10 protein-coding genes are annotated in these 15,777 nt (G+C 67.2%); 5 read left to right on the top strand and 5 right to left on the bottom strand.

Annotated elements, in window-relative coordinates; translation table 11 throughout:
- Positions 1-229 precede the first annotated feature (229 nt).
- On the top strand, positions 230-2,773 hold the full coding sequence (locus L5014_RS19525; RefSeq protein ID WP_238465391.1) for a tetratricopeptide repeat protein: 2,544 nt from the start codon (positions 230-232) through the stop codon (positions 2,771-2,773).
- Between the two features lie 3 nt (positions 2,774-2,776).
- Here the strand turns inward: L5014_RS19525 and L5014_RS19520 are convergent, their stop codons facing one another.
- The 4 genes from L5014_RS19520 to L5014_RS19505 form a co-directional block, all read right to left on the bottom strand.
- Positions 2,777-4,705 (bottom strand): SMP-30/gluconolactonase/LRE family protein, encoded by a 1,929-nt coding sequence (locus tag L5014_RS19520; protein WP_238465390.1) that lies wholly within the window; start codon positions 4,703-4,705, stop codon positions 2,777-2,779.
- Positions 4,706-5,014: 309 nt separating this feature from the next.
- The gene (locus tag L5014_RS19515) at positions 5,015-5,221 is read right to left on the bottom strand and encodes a YbdD/YjiX family protein (RefSeq protein ID WP_238465389.1); all 207 of its coding nucleotides are present in this window, start codon (positions 5,219-5,221) and stop codon (positions 5,015-5,017) included.
- A gap of 30 nt (positions 5,222-5,251) precedes the next feature.
- A complete protein-coding gene (locus L5014_RS19510; protein ID WP_238465388.1) occupies positions 5,252-7,339 on the bottom strand; it encodes a carbon starvation CstA family protein in 2,088 nt (695 codons plus the stop codon).
- Between the two features lie 260 nt (positions 7,340-7,599).
- On the bottom strand, positions 7,600-8,583 hold the full coding sequence (locus L5014_RS19505; protein ID WP_238465387.1) for a glycerophosphodiester phosphodiesterase family protein: 984 nt from the start codon (positions 8,581-8,583) through the stop codon (positions 7,600-7,602).
- A gap of 214 nt (positions 8,584-8,797) precedes the next feature.
- Here L5014_RS19505 and L5014_RS19500 point away from each other — a divergent pair, with 214 nt between their 5' ends.
- Both L5014_RS19500 and L5014_RS19495 read left to right on the top strand, forming a co-directional pair.
- On the top strand, positions 8,798-10,426 hold the full coding sequence (locus L5014_RS19500) for a cache domain-containing protein (RefSeq protein ID WP_238465386.1): 1,629 nt from the start codon (positions 8,798-8,800) through the stop codon (positions 10,424-10,426).
- 24 nt (positions 10,427-10,450) lie between these two features.
- Positions 10,451-11,101, top strand: a complete 651-nt coding sequence (locus tag L5014_RS19495; protein ID WP_238465385.1) for a response regulator — start codon at positions 10,451-10,453, stop codon at positions 11,099-11,101.
- 93 nt (positions 11,102-11,194) lie between these two features.
- Here the strand turns inward: L5014_RS19495 and L5014_RS19490 are convergent, their stop codons facing one another.
- On the bottom strand, positions 11,195-11,803 hold the full coding sequence (locus tag L5014_RS19490; protein WP_238465384.1) for an MlaC/ttg2D family ABC transporter substrate-binding protein: 609 nt from the start codon (positions 11,801-11,803) through the stop codon (positions 11,195-11,197).
- Positions 11,804-12,031: 228 nt separating this feature from the next.
- On the opposite strand from L5014_RS19490, the gene hpnN reads away from it, so the two are divergent.
- The gene (gene hpnN, locus L5014_RS19485) at positions 12,032-14,662 is read left to right on the top strand and encodes a hopanoid transporter HpnN (RefSeq protein ID WP_238465383.1); all 2,631 of its coding nucleotides are present in this window, start codon (positions 12,032-12,034) and stop codon (positions 14,660-14,662) included.
- Complete coding sequence (locus L5014_RS19480; protein ID WP_238465382.1) at positions 14,659-15,708, top strand: MlaA family lipoprotein; 1,050 nt, start codon at positions 14,659-14,661, stop codon at positions 15,706-15,708. Before hpnN ends, L5014_RS19480 begins: the two co-directional genes overlap by 4 nt.
- The last annotated feature ends 69 nt before the right edge of the window (positions 15,709-15,777 follow it).

The raw sequence follows: 15,777 nt of genomic DNA, 5'->3' as shown, positions 1-15,777 counted from the left end.
GTTCAGCGACCTTCTTGCGGTGCTCGAAAGGGCGCAACGGTTCACACCGTTGCGCCCTTTCTGTTTTTTGTTGCGGCAGATTTTGTTGCGACAGATCGCGACAGCGCTGCGGCGCGCGTTTTCGGGATGGTGGCGCCGCCACAATGGCGGGTTTTCCATTCACGGATGCCGCGCCCGGCCCCGCGATGCGCCCGAGCGCGCCGCCAGCCTGGCCGCGCCGATCGCCACCATGTCCCAGATCTACGACGACGCACTCGCTGCCTGGCGCGCCGGGCAGCTGGCCGTTGCCGAGCAGCACTGCCATACCTTGCTCGCGCATTCGCCCGGCCACGCGCCGGCGCTGCACCTGCGCACCCTGATCGCCCACCAGCAAGGCCGTGCGGCCGAGGCCGAAGCACTGTTGCACGAGGCGCTCGCGCCGCACCAGGACGCGCAGCGCCTTGTCGATCTCGCCAGCGCGTTGCGCACGCAAGGCCGCATCGACGACACGCGCGCCGCGCTGCGACGCGCACTCGCGCTCGATCCCACGCTGGCCGACGCGCACTTCTATCTGGCCAACACCTTTGGCCCCGACGACGCCGCGCAGGCCGACGCGCATCTGCGCGCGGCCATCTGCCTCGATCCGGCACTCGCGGAAGCGCACAACAACCTCGGCAACCTGCTGCGCACGACGCGGCCCGCCGAGGCGCGCGCGGCGTTCGAACGCGCGATCGCGCTGCGCCCCGATTTCATGCACGCGCATTTCAACCTCGGCACGCTGCTCGCGTCCACACGGCCTGAAACCACTGACGCCACTGAAGCCACCGAGACCGCCGAGACCGCGCTACGCCGCGCGCTCGAACTCGACCCGAGCTTCGCACCCGCGTGGAACCGTCTCGGGCGACTGCTTTCCGGGCAGCGCCCCGACGAAGCCGAAACCGCGCTGCGCCGCGCGATCGCGCTGAACCCCGAGCTGGCCGCCGCGCACTTCAACCTCGGCAACCTGCTCTGCGAGCGCCGCCCCGACGAAGCGGCGCAGGCCTTGCGGCGAGCGGTGGCGATCAAGCCGGACTTCGCCGTCGCCTGGGTCAATCTCTCGCACACGCTCGCGAAAACCCATCCCGAGGAAGCCGAAGCCGCGGCGCGCAAGGCCGTCGCGCTCGCCCCCGGTCTCGCGGACGCGCACTACAACCTCGGCACGCTGATCGGCGTTGCGCATCCCGACGAGGCCATCGAAGCACTGCGCCGCGCCGTTGCGCTGCAGCCCGACCACCGGCTCGCGTGGCACCACCTCGGTCTCGTTCTGAAAGGCGAGCGGTTGCACGAGGCCGAAGCGGCGCTGCGCCGCGCGATCGCGCTGGATGCCGCCGACCCGGCCGGGCACGCAGCGCTCGGCAATGTGCTGCTCGACATGGGGCGGCTCGACGAATCGGTGGCCTCGTACCAGGAGGCGATTGCACTCGCGAACGCGCAAGACCCCGGCGATAGTGGCAGCGGCAGCGGCAGCAACAACGACCACGTCGTCGCGCATTGCGACCTGATCTTCGCGCTCGCCTTCCAGACCGACGACCCGCAGGCGCTGCTCGACGAATGCCGGCGTTTCGCGGCACGCTACGAGCCGCCCGTGCTCGAAGCGGCGCGGGCACAGCCGCACTTGGCGCAGCCGTCACCTGAAAGCGATCTCGCGCACGGGCGGCGCTTGCGCATCGGCTATGTCTCGCCCGATTTTCGTTCGCATTGCCAGGCGCTTTTCACGGTGCCGCTGCTCTCGCGCCACGACCGCGCGGCGTTCGAGATCGTCTGCTATGCGAGCGTCGCCAAGCCCGATGCCATGACGCAGCACCTCAAGACCCTCGTCGATGTCTGGCGCGACGTGCACACGCTCGATGACGCCGCGCTCGCGCAGCAGATCCGCGACGACCGCATCGACATCCTCGTCGACCTCACGATGCACATGGCCGCCGGGCGACGCCTGCTGTTCGCGCGGCGGCCCGCGCCGGTGCAGGTCGCGTGGCTCGCGTATCCGGGCACGACCGGCAGCACGGCGATGGACTACCGGCTCACCGACCCGTGGCTCGATCCCGCCGACGAACCCGGCCGCGACGCGCTCTATAGCGAGCGCTCGCTGCGCCTGCCGGATGCATTCTGGTGCTACGACGCACAGGTCGCCGGCCTCGCGGTCAACGCACTGCCGGCGGCGGGCGGCGCACCATTTACCTTCGGATGCCTGAACAATCCGGCCAAGATCAGCGACCACGCGCTGCGCCTGTGGAGCGGCGTGCTGGCCGCCGTGCCGCATGCGCGCCTGCTGCTGCTCGCGCCGCCGGGCGTGCCGCGCGAGACGCTCAAGGCGCGCGCGCGAGCGCAAGGCATCGACCCGGAGCGCGTGATGTTCGTCGGCCAGCAGGCGCGCAGCCTGTATCTGGAGACCTACCATCGCATCGACGTGGCGCTCGACTCGTTTCCGTACAACGGCCACACCACGAGCCTCGACGCGTCGTGGATGGGCGTGCCCGTCGTCACGCGCACGGGCCGTTCGGCGGCAAGCCGTGGCGGCTGGAGCATCGCGGCGAATCTCGGCATGCCGGAACTCGTCGCGCACACCGACGAAGACTTCGTGCGCATCGCCGTCGAACTCGCGCACGATCTGCCGCGCCTGGCCGCGTTGCGCGCGGGGCTGCGCGCGCGCATGGAGGCTTCGCCGCTCATGGATGCGCCGCGCTTTGCCGCGAATATCGAAAGCGCGTATCGGCGGATGTGGCGGGCGTATTGCGACGATCTGAGTGACGGCTAGTCGTTACTTCGCTGCCGGTGGCGTCCACCGGTACACCACGATGCTCGTGCCGTTGTAGTTGTCCTTGGTCACCACATATTCGCCGGTCGAGCGGCGATACGCGCGCAGGCCATACATCGAGTCCACGTCATTGCCCACGTAGACCGTACTCGCGCTGCTATTGATGAGCGTGGTGTCGAGCGCGCCCGTGGTGAGGTTGAAGGCATCGATATTCGGCACGGTGTGCACATAGCCCACGAACAGTTCATTGCCGGCGGCCGTAATCGACTTGGGATTCGCGCTCGTGAGGGTGATCACCGGATTCGGTGCGCCCGTGTTGCCGGCGAGCCAGCCGTGATAGACCTCGATGCGCGACCCCACTGCGGTCCAGTCGGTGCTGCCGGTCATGCCCGCGAGTATCATCGTGTCGCTTTCGGGCAGGTAGATGATGCGCGTGAGGCGCCCGAGCGTCGCCGGGATCGGCGTGGTGAGCGCGGCGCCCCAGAGCGGCCGGCCGCTCGCATCGAAGCCCGTCAGCGGATAGTGGGAAATGACGTTGGTCTTGTCGAGCCCCGCCCAGAGGTCGCCCTTGCTGTCGAGGCAGAAGCCATTGCGGACCGGCGCCGTCGTATTGAATGCCGCGCCCGGCAGGGTGTCGTCGGGAATGGCGGTATAGCCGCTCGCCGCGTTGAAGTGGAAGAAGTAGAACGTATCGGGGTTCTGGCCGGCGGCCACGAGAATGCGCTGCCCGCCCACGCTCGCGAGCTGCGCGAAATGCTCGCCGCGCGCGAGGTCAGCGAGGTTGATGCGCGGATCGTTCGGATAACTGATCGGATCGATCGTGTTGGCCACGAAGGTGCCTCCGGCCGTGCCTGAATAGATGTTCGTGCCGCCGTAGAACTGCGCGCCGTCGGTGGCCGGATCCGGCGCTGCGTTGCCTTCGAAGTTGAGCGACTGGAGCATCCAGCGCAGGTTGCCCGCGCCGTCGTAAGCATGAAGGTCGGTGCCGCCGTTACGGCCGAGATCCCACGAGCCACCCCAAGGATTGTTCAGCACATATAGCGTGCCCGCCGAGTCCTTGCCGATGCCGGCTACGCGCGTGAAGCGCTTCGCGCCGACTTGTCCCTTGATGCCGGTGGTGGTGTCGAGATAGCCGCCCTGAACGCCGAACGTGCCGGCGAGAGCAGGCGCGCCCGTCACGTTGTAGATCTTGATGTTCATGTCGGGGCCGGAGTCGCCGATCATCAACTGTGCGTTCTGCGAATCGAAATACAACGAAGCAGGCCGCGCGCTGGACGCTAGCTGAAGGGTATTCAGAAGCTGGCCGCCGGGGCTGAACTCGAGCACCGCGCCCGCGCTCTTTTGCGCGACCCAGAGGTTGCCGCCTGCATCCACGGCGAGCGCGCCCGGCCCCGCCACGCTGATGTCGCTCTGCCAGACGCCGGCCGTCGTGTACACGCGCACGCGGTTGCCGGGGAAGTCGCTGGCGTAGAGCAGCGAGCCCGAGGTCGCGAGCCCGGTGACGACATCGGCACGTTTCTCGGTGGTGTCGGCGCTCACGCTGATGAGCAGATCGCGCGCGCCGCTCGCGCGGTCGTAGCGCCCGACGTAGCCGCTGCCGTAGCTGGCGTTGTACTGCATCGCGACGAACAGCGAGGTGGCGTTGCCCGTGATCGCGCCGCCCTGGAAATCGGCGTGGCCGCCGATCGAGCCGAGGCTCTGGCCGTTCTGATAGAGGGCGACGCCGCCCTCGTTCTCGTCCCACATCGACGAGGTGTAGACCACGCCTTCGGGGGCGACCCACATCGAGCGGGCCACGTTGCCCACGCGCGTCGCGTTGGTGCCGTAGGTGTTGGCCACCCAGTCGGTGGTGTATTGAGCTTCGCAAACGGGCGCAACCGTTGCGGTGAGGATGAGCGCAAGCCATGCGGTGCCCAGTCGGTGCAGGATCATGAGAGGTTTCTTTGTGCGACGTCGCGCTGTGCAGACGTTCAAGGTGAGGTGTTGCCGCCCCCGGCAAACTTGCAATCCGCTTCCCGACGATTCGAATCAGGGCGCGATGCCGGGCACGGCATGACGCGTCGAATTGGTATGGAATCTCGTTGGAGTTAACGGCGAGGTGCGGCGGGAATTGAGCGCAACGAATGATAAAAAAAGCGCGACGGCCTTCGCCATCGCGCTTCTTTAGAACCTTTTAAGAACCTTTTAACGAACATCGCCTGCCTGGCGAACGTATTCGGAACCTGTTCGCTCAGCCGGTTCTCAGCAGCATTTCCCCGCGCCCGATCCATAGCGCGCGTTCTGCCGCTCGCGGAAAAACTCCTCGTAGGTCATGACCGGCCGGTCGGGATGCGTCGCGCGCATGTGCGCGACGTAACCTTCGTAGTCCGGCAGCCCCACCATCAGACGCATGGCCTGGCCCAGATAGCGGCCCGCCGTCTGCACGTTGTCGCGAAGTTCCGAGAACATGATGTGCTCCGTCCGGCAAATAACGTCGGGTCAATGCACGCGATTCGCGACGACGCCCGCGCCGCCCGCAGGCATCGCTTCGTAAGGCGTTTCCTGCGTGGTCGGCCGGTCGCTGCGGCGCGCGCGCGCAATCGCAATCAGCCCGTACACCACGATGCTCGCCACCACGAAGATGAAGAGGCCCGAGAGCGCCGCATCCACGTAGTCGTTGAAGATCATGCGCTGCATCTGCTCGGCCGACTTCGCGGGTGCGAGGACCTTGCCGTCGGCGAGCGCTGCCGAAAGTTTCTGTGCATGCGCCAGGAAACTCACCTTCGGGTTGCTGTCGAAAATCTTCTGCCAGCCGGCCGTGAGCGTGCAGATCAGCAGCCAGAGCGTGGGCAGCGCCGTTACCCATGCGAACTTCTCGCGCTTCATCTTGAAGAGCACCACCGTGGCGAGCATCAACGCGATGCCGGCCAGCATCTGGTTCGAGATGCCGAAGAGCGGCCACAGCGTATTGATGCCGCCGAGCGGATCGACCACGCCCTGATAGAGGAAGTAGCCCCACGCGGCCACGCACAAAGCGGTCGCGACCAGGTTCGCGGGCAGCGAATCCGTGCGCTTGAGCGACGGGTGGAACGTGCCGAGCAAGTCTTGCAGCATGAAGCGGCCCGCGCGCGTGCCCGCGTCCACGGCGGTCAGGATGAAGAGTGCTTCGAACAGAATTGCGAAGTGATACCAGAACGCCATCATCGCTTCGCCGCCGACTACCTGGTGCAGGATCTGCGCCATGCCCACGGCCAGCGTGGGCGCGCCGCCCGCGCGCGCGACGATGGTGGTCTCGCCCACGGCCTGCGCGGTATGCGTGAGCATCTCCGGCGTGAGCATGAAGCCCCACTGGCCCACGGTATGCGCGACGGCGTCCGGCGTCGTGCCGAGCACGGCGAGCGGCGCGTTCATCGCGAAGTACACGCCCGGCTCGATCACCGAGGCGGCCACCAGCGCCATGATCGCGACGAACGACTCCATCAGCATCGCGCCATAGCCGATGAAGCGCGCATGGGTTTCGTTATCGAGCATCTTGGGCGTCGTGCCCGACGAGATCAGCGCATGGAAGCCCGAGACCGAGCCGCACGCGATCGTGATGAAGAGGAACGGGAACAGGTTGCCCGACCAGACCGGGCCCGTGCCGTCGATGAACTTCGTGAAGGCCGGCATTTTCAGTTCCGGCGCGACAATCAGAATGCCGATCGCGAGCGCGAGAATCGTGCCGATCTTCAGGAACGTCGAGAGGTAATCGCGCGGCGCGAGCAGCAGCCAGATCGGCAGCACCGAAGCCACGAAGCCGTAGCCGATCAGGATCCACGTGAGCTGCGTGCCCGTGAAGGTGAACATCGCGGCGAGCGTGGGCGAGTCGTGCACGTGCTGGCCGAACGCGATGGAAGCCATCAGCAGCACGAAGCCGATGATCGAAATCTCGCCGATCTTGCCCGGGCGGATGTAGCGCACATAAAGGCCCATGAAGATCGCGATGGGAATCGTCGCGGCCACGGTGAACGTGCCCCAGGGCGAGTTCGTGAGCGCCTTCACCACGATCAGCGCGAGCACCGCGAGGATGATGATCATGATGAGGAAGGTGCCGAACAGCGCGATCACGCCGGGGACCGGGCCGAGCTCCATCTTCACGAGATCGCCCAGCGAGCGGCCGTCACGGCGCGTGGAGAGGAACAGCACCACGAAGTCCTGCACGGCGCCCGCGAACACCACGCCCGCGAGAATCCACAGCATGCCGGGCATGTAGCCCATCTGCGCGGCCAGCACCGGGCCGACCAGCGGACCCGCGCCCGCGATCGCCGCGAAGTGGTGGCCGAACAGCACGTACTTGTTGGTGGGCACGAAGTCGAGCCCGTCGTTATGGCGCACGGCCGGCGTCATGCGCAAGCCGTCGAGCTGCACGACGGCCGTCGCAATGAAGCGGCTGTAGAAGCGATATGCGATCAGGTAGACGCACACGGCGCAGATCACGATCCACAGTGCGCTGATTCGCTCGCCGTGCGCGAGCGCGATGGTGCCGAACGCAAACGCGCCAAGCAGCGCGACTAGCGTCCAGACGATAAAACTGGATGTGCGACTCATGTCGTCTCCGGTTGTTTTATGGCTTTAAGCCTATGGGTGGTCGATGCCCACTTTGGCCCGGCATCGGAGCCGGGCCGCGGCGCGGCATGGCGCAGTGCGTGCGCGGGCGTTCCGCATCTGCCCGCAATGCGCCAGGTGGTAGCCGCGTAGTGGCCACGTAGTGCCGCGTAGTGGCCGTGTAGTATTCGCCTTCGCACCGCCGGCCACAACCGGACAACTACGTAAGCAATCTACGTACAACTACGTAGGCCGTTGCTGCCTCAAGGGCAGGTGTAGCCCTGCCGCAAGGCCTCGCGCACCGGCACCATCCGATGCGGCGAGTCGGCCAGCACCGCGTCCACGCCCGCGCAGGCCGCCGCCCGGTAGTCGGCTTCGCTGTTGACGGCGATCGCCACGATATGCACGCCCGGATTCGTGCGGAAGCACTGGACGGCCTGCGACGACCAGAGCGTTGCGTCCGCAACTGTCGAACGCGCTTCGCCCAACGTGAACTGCTCGACGAGATCGACCTGGCGGCGCCATTCGAACCCGGTCCACGCATTCGCGGCCGGCGGCGCCTCGCAGCGATGCGCGAGCGCGACCGTGGCAAGCCGCCCGCGCGTCGCGTCGCGCGACTCGAACAGGCGCGCGCGCGGCCACGCGGCAAAGGCCTGCTGGTAGCTCGCGTCGGTCGAATAGAGCTGCACGCGCTCCCACGCGCCGGCTTCGTCCAGCACGCGCGCCACGGCGGCCGCCTGCGGTTGCGCGGGCAAGGCCTTCATGTCGAGTATGACGGGCACGTCTGGCGGAATCGCGGCGAGCGCCTCAGCCAGCGTGGGAATGCCGACCGGCGCGCCGCGGTACGGATAGACGTCATGGCCGGAGGCGTCCAGCGTCTTGAACTGCCAGCCTGCGTTGACGCGCGCAAGCTCCGCGGCGCTCTTCGACGCGACCGGACCGCGCGCGTCGGTCAGCGCGGAGAGATCGGCGGGGCGGTAGAGGACCGGCACGGCGTCGCTGCTCAACTGCACGGTGAGCCAGATGGCGTCGGCGCGATTCGCGAGCGCCGTGCGGATGGCTGTCAGTGTGTTCTCGGGTGCGTCGCCGGTGCCGCCGCGATGGGCGATCACCTGCGGCACGGCAAGCGCCGTCTGCGAGAGCGTGCGGGCCTCGGAATTGCCGCCGCAAGCGTTGAGCAGCAGCGCGGCGGCGCAGGCGGCGGCGCTCGCGAGCAGGGGGCGGATCGTCGTTATCTGTCGAGTCATGGAGTGCGTCACGTCAGGTTCAGGGCCGCTCGCGAGAAGGAAAACCCGGCCGGCATCGGACGATGCCTGCGAAGGAGCACGAGCGGCGCTGCCCCGTTCGCAGCCCGCATCATCGCCCGTTCAACAATCTCTAAAAATCTGGGTGCGCAACGCACATCACGCACAGCCGGTTATGCTTGCACCCTGCCTGGACATTCAGCACCCGAACGCCGCCATGCCCGCCCCATTTTTCTTCAACGACCGCCTGAAGACGAAGATCTTCCTGCTTGCGGTGGTGCCATTTCTCGCGGCGATTGCCAGCATCGGGATCGGCGTGCGGCAGCAGGCGACCGCGCTCGCGCGCACGCAACACGCCACAATGCAGGCCGCGTATCTGTCGAGCAAGGAAGTCGAGCTGCGCCATTACGTCGAGCTCGCGACCAGCGCCATCGCGCCACTGTACGCGCCCGAAGCCAACGTTAGCGCCGCCCTTGACGCCGGTTCCGCCGGTTCCGCCGGTTCCGTCGATGCCGCCGCTGCGGCGAGCGCCGCCGCGCTGCCCGTGCCCGCGGACCTTGCCGCCCGCCAGCGCGCCGCGCTCGCCGTGCTGCAGAGGATGAACTTCGGCACGGACGGCTACTTCTTCGTCTACGACATGCGCGGCCGCTCGCTCATGCATCCGCGCGAACCGGGCCTCGTCGGCCAGGATCTCTGGAATCTGCGCGACCCGCAAGGCGCGCTGACCATTCAGCAGCTCGTGACGGCGGCCTCGCACGGCGGCGGCTTCGTGCGCTACATGTGGCATCGCCCATCGACGGGCAAGCTCGCGCCGAAGCTCGGCTATGTCGTCGCGCTGCCGCGCTGGGGCTGGATGGTCGGCACCGGTATCTATCTCGACGATGTGGAGTCCACGCTCGCGCGTACCGACGAGCGCGCCTCGGCCAACATCGAGCGCACGCTGCAATGGCTCGGCATCATCGCGCTCGCGGGCGTGGGCGTGTTCGCGCTCGGCGCGCTCGTGCTCAACGTGAGCGAGTACCGCAGCACCGACGCGAAACTCAAGCGCCTCGCGCAGCAAGTGGTGCAATCGCAGGAGCAGGAGCGCGCGCGCCTCTCGCGCGAGCTGCACGACGGCATCAGCCAGATGCTCGTTTCCGCGAAGCTGCTGCTCGAATCGGCGCTCGCGCGCTTCGAGCACGGCGAGGCGCGCGTGCCCGCCGCGGAGGCCTCGTTGTCCACCGGCCTCACGCGGCTCTCGGACACGCTGCGCGAAGTGCGCCGCATCTCGCACGCGCTGCGTCCGGCGATGCTCGATGATCTCGGCCTTGCCGCCGCGCTCGAACAGCTCACGCGCGAGCTGGCCGAGGAATCGGAGATGGAGATCGACTTCGCGCAGTCGGGCGCAAAACCGGGCGCAAAACCGGGCATCAAATCAGGCACCAGGCCGGGTACCCAGCCCGACGGCGGCGCGCGCTCGAACCTGAGCGCGGCGCCCTTGCCCGACGCCGTGAACACGGCGCTGTTCCGCATCGCCCAGGAGGCGCTCACCAACATCGTGAAGCACGCCGGCGCACGGCGCGCCGTGCTCACGCTCGACGTCGCGCCGAATGGCGTGACGCTCGCCATCGCCGACAACGGCCGTGGCTTCGATGTCGCGCATGCGCTCGCCGATCCACGCGCGGGCATGGGCCTGCGCAACATGCGCGAGCGGCTCGAGCCGCTTGGCGGGCGGCTATCGGTCAGCTCGAAGCCGGGCCACACCGTGGTCGACGCCTGGGTGCCGATCCGCCCCGCCAGCACGGCCCACGCCACGGCGCGCGCTGCCGGCGCCGACGCTGACACGAAGCCCAGGCAAACGCACTAAACGACGCTACAAGAAAGAGACACCATGAACGAACCAGGCAAACCGGCGCGCCTCGTGCTCGTCGACGATCATCCGCTCGTGCGCGACGGCCTGCGCGCGCGCCTCGAAGCCGTGCCGGGCCTCGAAGTCGCGGGCGAGGCGGGCAACGCCGACGAAGCCATCGGGCTCGCCGCCGCGCTCGAACCCGATCTCGCGCTGATGGACGTGGGCATGGCCGGCATGAACGGCATCGCGCTCGCGGGCATCTTTCACGAGCGCTTTCCGGCTATCCGCGTGCTGATGCTCTCGATGCACGACAACGTCGAGTACGTGACGCAAGCCGTGCGCGCGGGCGCGAGCGGCTACGTGCTCAAGGATTCGCCGGCTACCGAGATCGTGCGCGCAATCGAGGCCGTGCTGGCGGGGCAGACGTATTTCAGCGCAGGCCTGGGCACGCGCATGCTGCAGGCGTCGCTCAAGGAAACGCCCGTCGAGCGCCTCACGCCGCGCGAGCTGGACATTCTCGACGCGCTCGCCGAAGGCCTCTCGAGCAAGCAGATCGCGCAGCGCGCGGGGCTGTCGGTGCGCACCGTGGAAACGCACCGGCTCAATCTCAAGCGCAAGCTCGACATCGAAGGCCAGGCAGAACTGATCAAATTCGCGGTGGAGAACCGCAGGAAGCGGGAAGGCGCCTGAAGCGCGCACATCAAAAGCAAACGGCGCGCCTCTTGCGGAGGACGCGCCGTCTAGCACCGAAGCCGTGGCGAAGGCGCGAGGCCTTGGTTCGCCTCAGCCGCGTGCGTTGTGGTCGACGAGATACTTGATGAGTCCGTCGATGCCGCCCTTGGCGATCTGGTCGGCGAACTGGGTCTGATAGACCTGGATGAGCCACGCTCCCATCATGTTGATGTCGTAGATTTTCCAGCCGCCGGCGGTGCGCGCGAGGCGATAGTCGATGGCGTCGTCGCCGCCGTTGCTGAGCACGTGCGACTGCACGACCGTGTCTTTCGCGCCCGCAGCGGTGTTGGACGCCGCGAACTTGAAGGAGACCTGGGAATCGCGCAGTTGCGAGAGCGACGATGCATAAGTCTTCACGAGCAGGAGCTGAAATTGCTCATACAACTTCTGCTGCTGCTCGGGCGTGGCCGTGCTCCAGGCTTTGCCGATCGCGATGCGCGTGGTGCGCTGGAAGTCGGTGGCCGGCACGAAATGGGTCTCGACCACACTCGTGATCTTGTTCATGTCGCCGCCCCGCGCTTGCGGGTCGGCCTGCATCGCCTTGACGGTGCCTTCCACCGCGCTCTTGACAACGGCGTCCGGCGAGGACTGAGCGAGGGCGGCGCCAGAAACGCCCGACAGGAAAGCGGCGGCGAGAAATGCGGTCAGATAACGTTTCATACGCGTTCTTGAACAGTGAATATCAGGCGCCGGCACGGTGGTTCAGAAAAAGCCCGACCAAAGGTTCGACCGGCAGCCTCACCCGAGGTCCGATCCCGCCCCGACCGGGCCAGTATAACGGCTTTGGCACATAGGCTCATGTGCGCGAGGCGTGCCGGGATGAGCCAGGCCGGTATACTTGGGCGCTTCTCATCAAGAACAGTCAAACGACCAGGCCCCCTCGCCTCTATGCTGAAGCCACTCATCATCCACCTCGTCGCCTGGTCGGTGCGCCGCGCGGCGTGGGTTATCGCACTCGCGCTCGTTCTCGCCGCCGTGAGCGGCGTGTACGTCGCGAAGCATTTCAAGATCAACACGGACGTGAGCGGCCTCGTCGAGAGCAAGGCCGAATGGGCCGCGCTCGGCGAGGCGAAAGACAAGGCGTTCCCGCAGCGCAGTTCGTCGCTGCTCGTGGTGGTCGAGGCGCAGGCGCCCGAGCTCGCCGACGCCGCCGCCGACAAGCTCGCCGACGCCCTCAAGCAGGATTCGCACGAATTCAGCGCCGTGTCGCAGCCCGCGGGCGGGCCGTTCTTCGAGCACAACGGGCTACTGTTTCCATCCACGCAGACGGTGCTCTCCACCACGGGCCAGCTCGTGCAGGCGCGCCCGCTCGTGAACCAGCTCGCGAAGGACCCGAGCCTCGCCGGCCTCGCCAGCACGCTCACGACCACGCTGCAACTGCCCCTCACCATCGGTCAGGTGAAGCTGCCGCAAATGGCGCCCCTGCTCGGCAGCGCCGCCGACGTGGTCGACCAGGTGCTCGCCGGCAAGCCCGCCGCGTTCTCCTGGCGCGCGCTCGTCGACAAGGATTCGGCCGCGAAGCCCGCGTTCGCGTTCGTCACCGTTCAGCCGGTGCTGAACTTTGCAGCGCTCAAGGCCGGCGCGAGCGCCTCGCAGGCGATCCGCAATACCGCCGCGCAACTGCATCTGGACACCGAATACGGCGCGCGCGTGCGCCTGACCGGCGAGCAGCCGCTCGCCGACGAAGAGTTCGCCTCGGTGCAGGATGGCGCCGCGCTCAACGGCGTCATCACGGCCATCGTCGTGCTCGTGATCCTCTGGCTCGCGCTGCGCTCGGGCCGCCTGATCGGCGCCGTGCTCGTCACGCTCGTGATCGGCCTCGTCATCACGGCCGCGCTCGGCCTCTTCATGATCGGCTCGCTCAACATGCTGTCGGTCGCCTTCATGGTGCTGTTCGTCGGGCTCGGGGTCGACTTCGGGGTGCAGTTCGGCGTGAAGTACCGCGAGCATCGTTTCGAGGACGAGCGCCTCGACGCCGCGCTGCTCAAGACCGCGCGCACCATCGGCGTGCCGCTCACGCTCGCGGCCATCGCCGTCGCGGAAAGTTTCTTTTCGTTTCTGCCCACCGCCTACAAGGGCCTCTCCGAGCTCGGCCAGATCGCGGGCGTGGGCATGTTCGTCGCGTACGTCGCGAACATGACGGTGCTGCCGGCGCTCATCAAGGTGTTCAAGCCCAGGGGCGAGCGCGCCTCGCCGGGCTTCCCGTTCCTCGCGCCCGTGGACACGTGGCTCGCCGAGCATCGCAAGCCGGTGCTGATCGGCTCGCTCATCGTCATTCTGGGCGCGACGCCGCTGCTGCTGCACCTGCGCTTCGACTTCAACCCGCTGCACCTGAAGGATCCGCATACCGAGTCGATGGCGACGCTCATCGCGCTCAAGAACTCGCCGGTCATCTCGATCAACGACGTGAGCGCGCTCGCGCCCAACCTCGCCGAGGCCGACACCATCGCCCGGAAGCTCGAAAAGCTGCCCGAAGTGGGCCGCGCCACCACGCTCAGCGCGCTGATCCCCGACGACCAGCAGCAAAAACTCATGCTGATCTCAAGCGCAGCGCAGCAACTGCTGCCCGCGCTCACGCAGCAGCCGTCCGCGCCGGTCACCGACGCCGTGCGCGTGGACACGCTCAAGCGCGCGGCCAGGCAGCTCGCGCTCGCGGCAAGCGATCACCCGGGACCGGGCGCCGCCGAGGCCAAGCATCTCTCCGATAGCCTGCAGAAGCTCGCGAACGCGAACGCCGCCACGCGCGAGCGCGCCGAAGCCGCCTTCAGCCTGCCGCTCAAGCTCGCATTCGCGCAGCTCGCGCGCCTCCTGCAACCTTCGTCCATCACGCGCGAGAACCTGCCGCGCGCAATGGTGGACGACTGGATCTCGCCGGTCACGGGCCAGGCAATCGTGGATATCGCGCCGCGCGTGCCGGCCGGCGTCGATCCCAACGACGACACCATGCTCGCGCGCTTCGCGCACGCCGTGAAGAAAGCCGAGCCGAGCGCCATCGGCGGCCCGATCTCGATCCTGCATTCGGCCAACGTGATCATTCTCGCGTTCTTCCAGGCGGCGGGCTGGTCGGTGCTGCTCATCACGGCGCTCTTGTGGATCACGCTGCGCAACTTCAGCGACGTGCTGCGCACGCTGATTCCGCTGCTGGTATCGGCGCTCGTGACGCTCGAGCTGTGCGTTGTGTTCGGTATACAACTCAATTTCGCCAACATCATCGCGCTTCCCCTGATGCTGGGCGTGGGCGTCGCGTTCAAAATCTATTTCGTGATGGCCTGGCGCGCGGGGCAGACCGGCCTCTTGCAGTCCAGCCTCACACATGCGGTGCTGTTCTCGGCCGCAACCACGGCCACGGCATTCGGTAGCCTGTGGCTTTCTCACCATCCGGGCACGTCGAGCATGGGCAAATTGCTCGCGCTGTCCTTGTTTTGCACGCTGATCGGCGCCGTGGTGTTCCAGCCGGTGCTGATGGGCAAGCCACGCGCCAAGCGCGCACGATCGGAAATTCAGGGGATCGACCGATGATTAAAAAACAAGCCGCGCTCACCATGGCGGCGGCCAGCCTGGCGCTCCTCGTGACGTCGGGCTGCGCCACAGGTCCCGACCGTAAGCCAGGCGATCCGTTCGAGCCGGCCAACCGCGCGATCTTCACGTTCAACGACAAACTCGACACCTACGTCGCGCAGCCGATCGCGAAGGGCTATAAGAAAGTGACGCCGCAACCGCTGCGTCAAGCGGTCACGAACTTCTTCTCGAACCTGGGCGATGTGAGCAACTTCGCCAATAACCTGCTGCAACTGAAGATCACCGACGCCACCGAAGACCTCATGCGCATCGCGATGAACTCGACCTTCGGTCTGGGCGGCCTGATCGACTTCGCCACGCTCGCGGGGCTGCCGAAGCACCATCAGGACTTCGGCCTGACGCTCGGTCACTACGGCGTGCCGGCCGGCCCTTACCTCGTGCTGCCGCTGTTCGGGCCGAGCGACGTTCGCGACGGCATCGGCATGGGCGTGGACGTGAAGTTCAATATCCTCAACTACATCGAGCCCGCGGTGCGCAACCCGCTGTATTTCGCGCAGTTCGTGAGCGTACGCGCGGACCTGCTCGGCGCCACCGACCTGCTCAAGCAGGCGGCGCTCGACCCGTATTCGTTCGTGCGCGACGCGTACAGGCAGCAGCGCCAATCGCTGATTCGCGGCTCGCAGAGCAATAACGCGCCGCCGCCGAATTACGGCGATCCGGGCGCCGAGGGGAATGAAGGGGCTGAGAGCACGCCGGGCGGCGCTGGTGCCGCAGGGGTCTCGGGAGCCGCGGGGGCATCCAGCAAGGCGGGCAACGGCGTGCCGAATTACGAGGATCCAGGCAAGTCGGGTGGGTCCTCGGGTGCCAAGGGTGGATCGGGCGCTTCGAACAACGGGCTGCCGAACTACGAAGATCCAGGCGAGTCGACCGGCGCAGCGCCTGCGACGGCGGCGAGCGGTGCGGCGCAAGCCGCACCTGCACAATCGGCTTCGGCGCCTGCGGCAGCTTCGGCCGCTGCGCCTGCGCAACCTGCATCGGCGCCTTAAAGCGTGTGGCATGCCCGCGCCGCCCATTAGCCGGTGTGGCGCGAACACAAAAAAACCGGCAGGCCGCCA

The organism is Paraburkholderia tagetis, assembly GCF_022213065.1.
GTDB classification, from domain to species: Bacteria; Pseudomonadota; Gammaproteobacteria; order Burkholderiales; family Burkholderiaceae; genus Paraburkholderia; species Paraburkholderia tagetis.
The sequence above is the reverse complement of the archived record's forward strand: the minus strand, read 5'-3'. Positions and strand labels throughout refer to the sequence as shown.

Bases quoted from the DNA above. Each gene is read 5' to 3' on its own strand.
- L5014_RS19520 (WP_238465390.1), bottom strand. From the start codon at position 4,705: ATGATCCTGCACCGACTGGGCACCGCATGGCTTGCGCTCATCCTCACC.
- L5014_RS19515 (WP_238465389.1), bottom strand. From the start codon at position 5,221: ATGTTCTCGGAACTTCGCGACAACGTGCAGACGGCGGGCCGCTATCTG.
- L5014_RS19500 (WP_238465386.1), top strand. From the start codon at position 8,798: ATGCCCGCCCCATTTTTCTTCAACGACCGCCTGAAGACGAAGATCTTC.
- L5014_RS19495 (WP_238465385.1), top strand. From the start codon at position 10,451: ATGAACGAACCAGGCAAACCGGCGCGCCTCGTGCTCGTCGACGATCAT.
- L5014_RS19490 (WP_238465384.1), bottom strand. From the start codon at position 11,803: ATGAAACGTTATCTGACCGCATTTCTCGCCGCCGCTTTCCTGTCGGGC.
- L5014_RS19510 (WP_238465388.1), bottom strand. From the start codon at position 7,339: ATGAGTCGCACATCCAGTTTTATCGTCTGGACGCTAGTCGCGCTGCTT.
- L5014_RS19480 (WP_238465382.1), top strand. From the start codon at position 14,659: ATGATTAAAAAACAAGCCGCGCTCACCATGGCGGCGGCCAGCCTGGCG.
- L5014_RS19525 (WP_238465391.1), top strand. From the start codon at position 230: ATGTCCCAGATCTACGACGACGCACTCGCTGCCTGGCGCGCCGGGCAG.
- L5014_RS19505 (WP_238465387.1), bottom strand. From the start codon at position 8,583: ATGACTCGACAGATAACGACGATCCGCCCCCTGCTCGCGAGCGCCGCC.
- hpnN (WP_238465383.1), top strand. From the start codon at position 12,032: ATGCTGAAGCCACTCATCATCCACCTCGTCGCCTGGTCGGTGCGCCGC.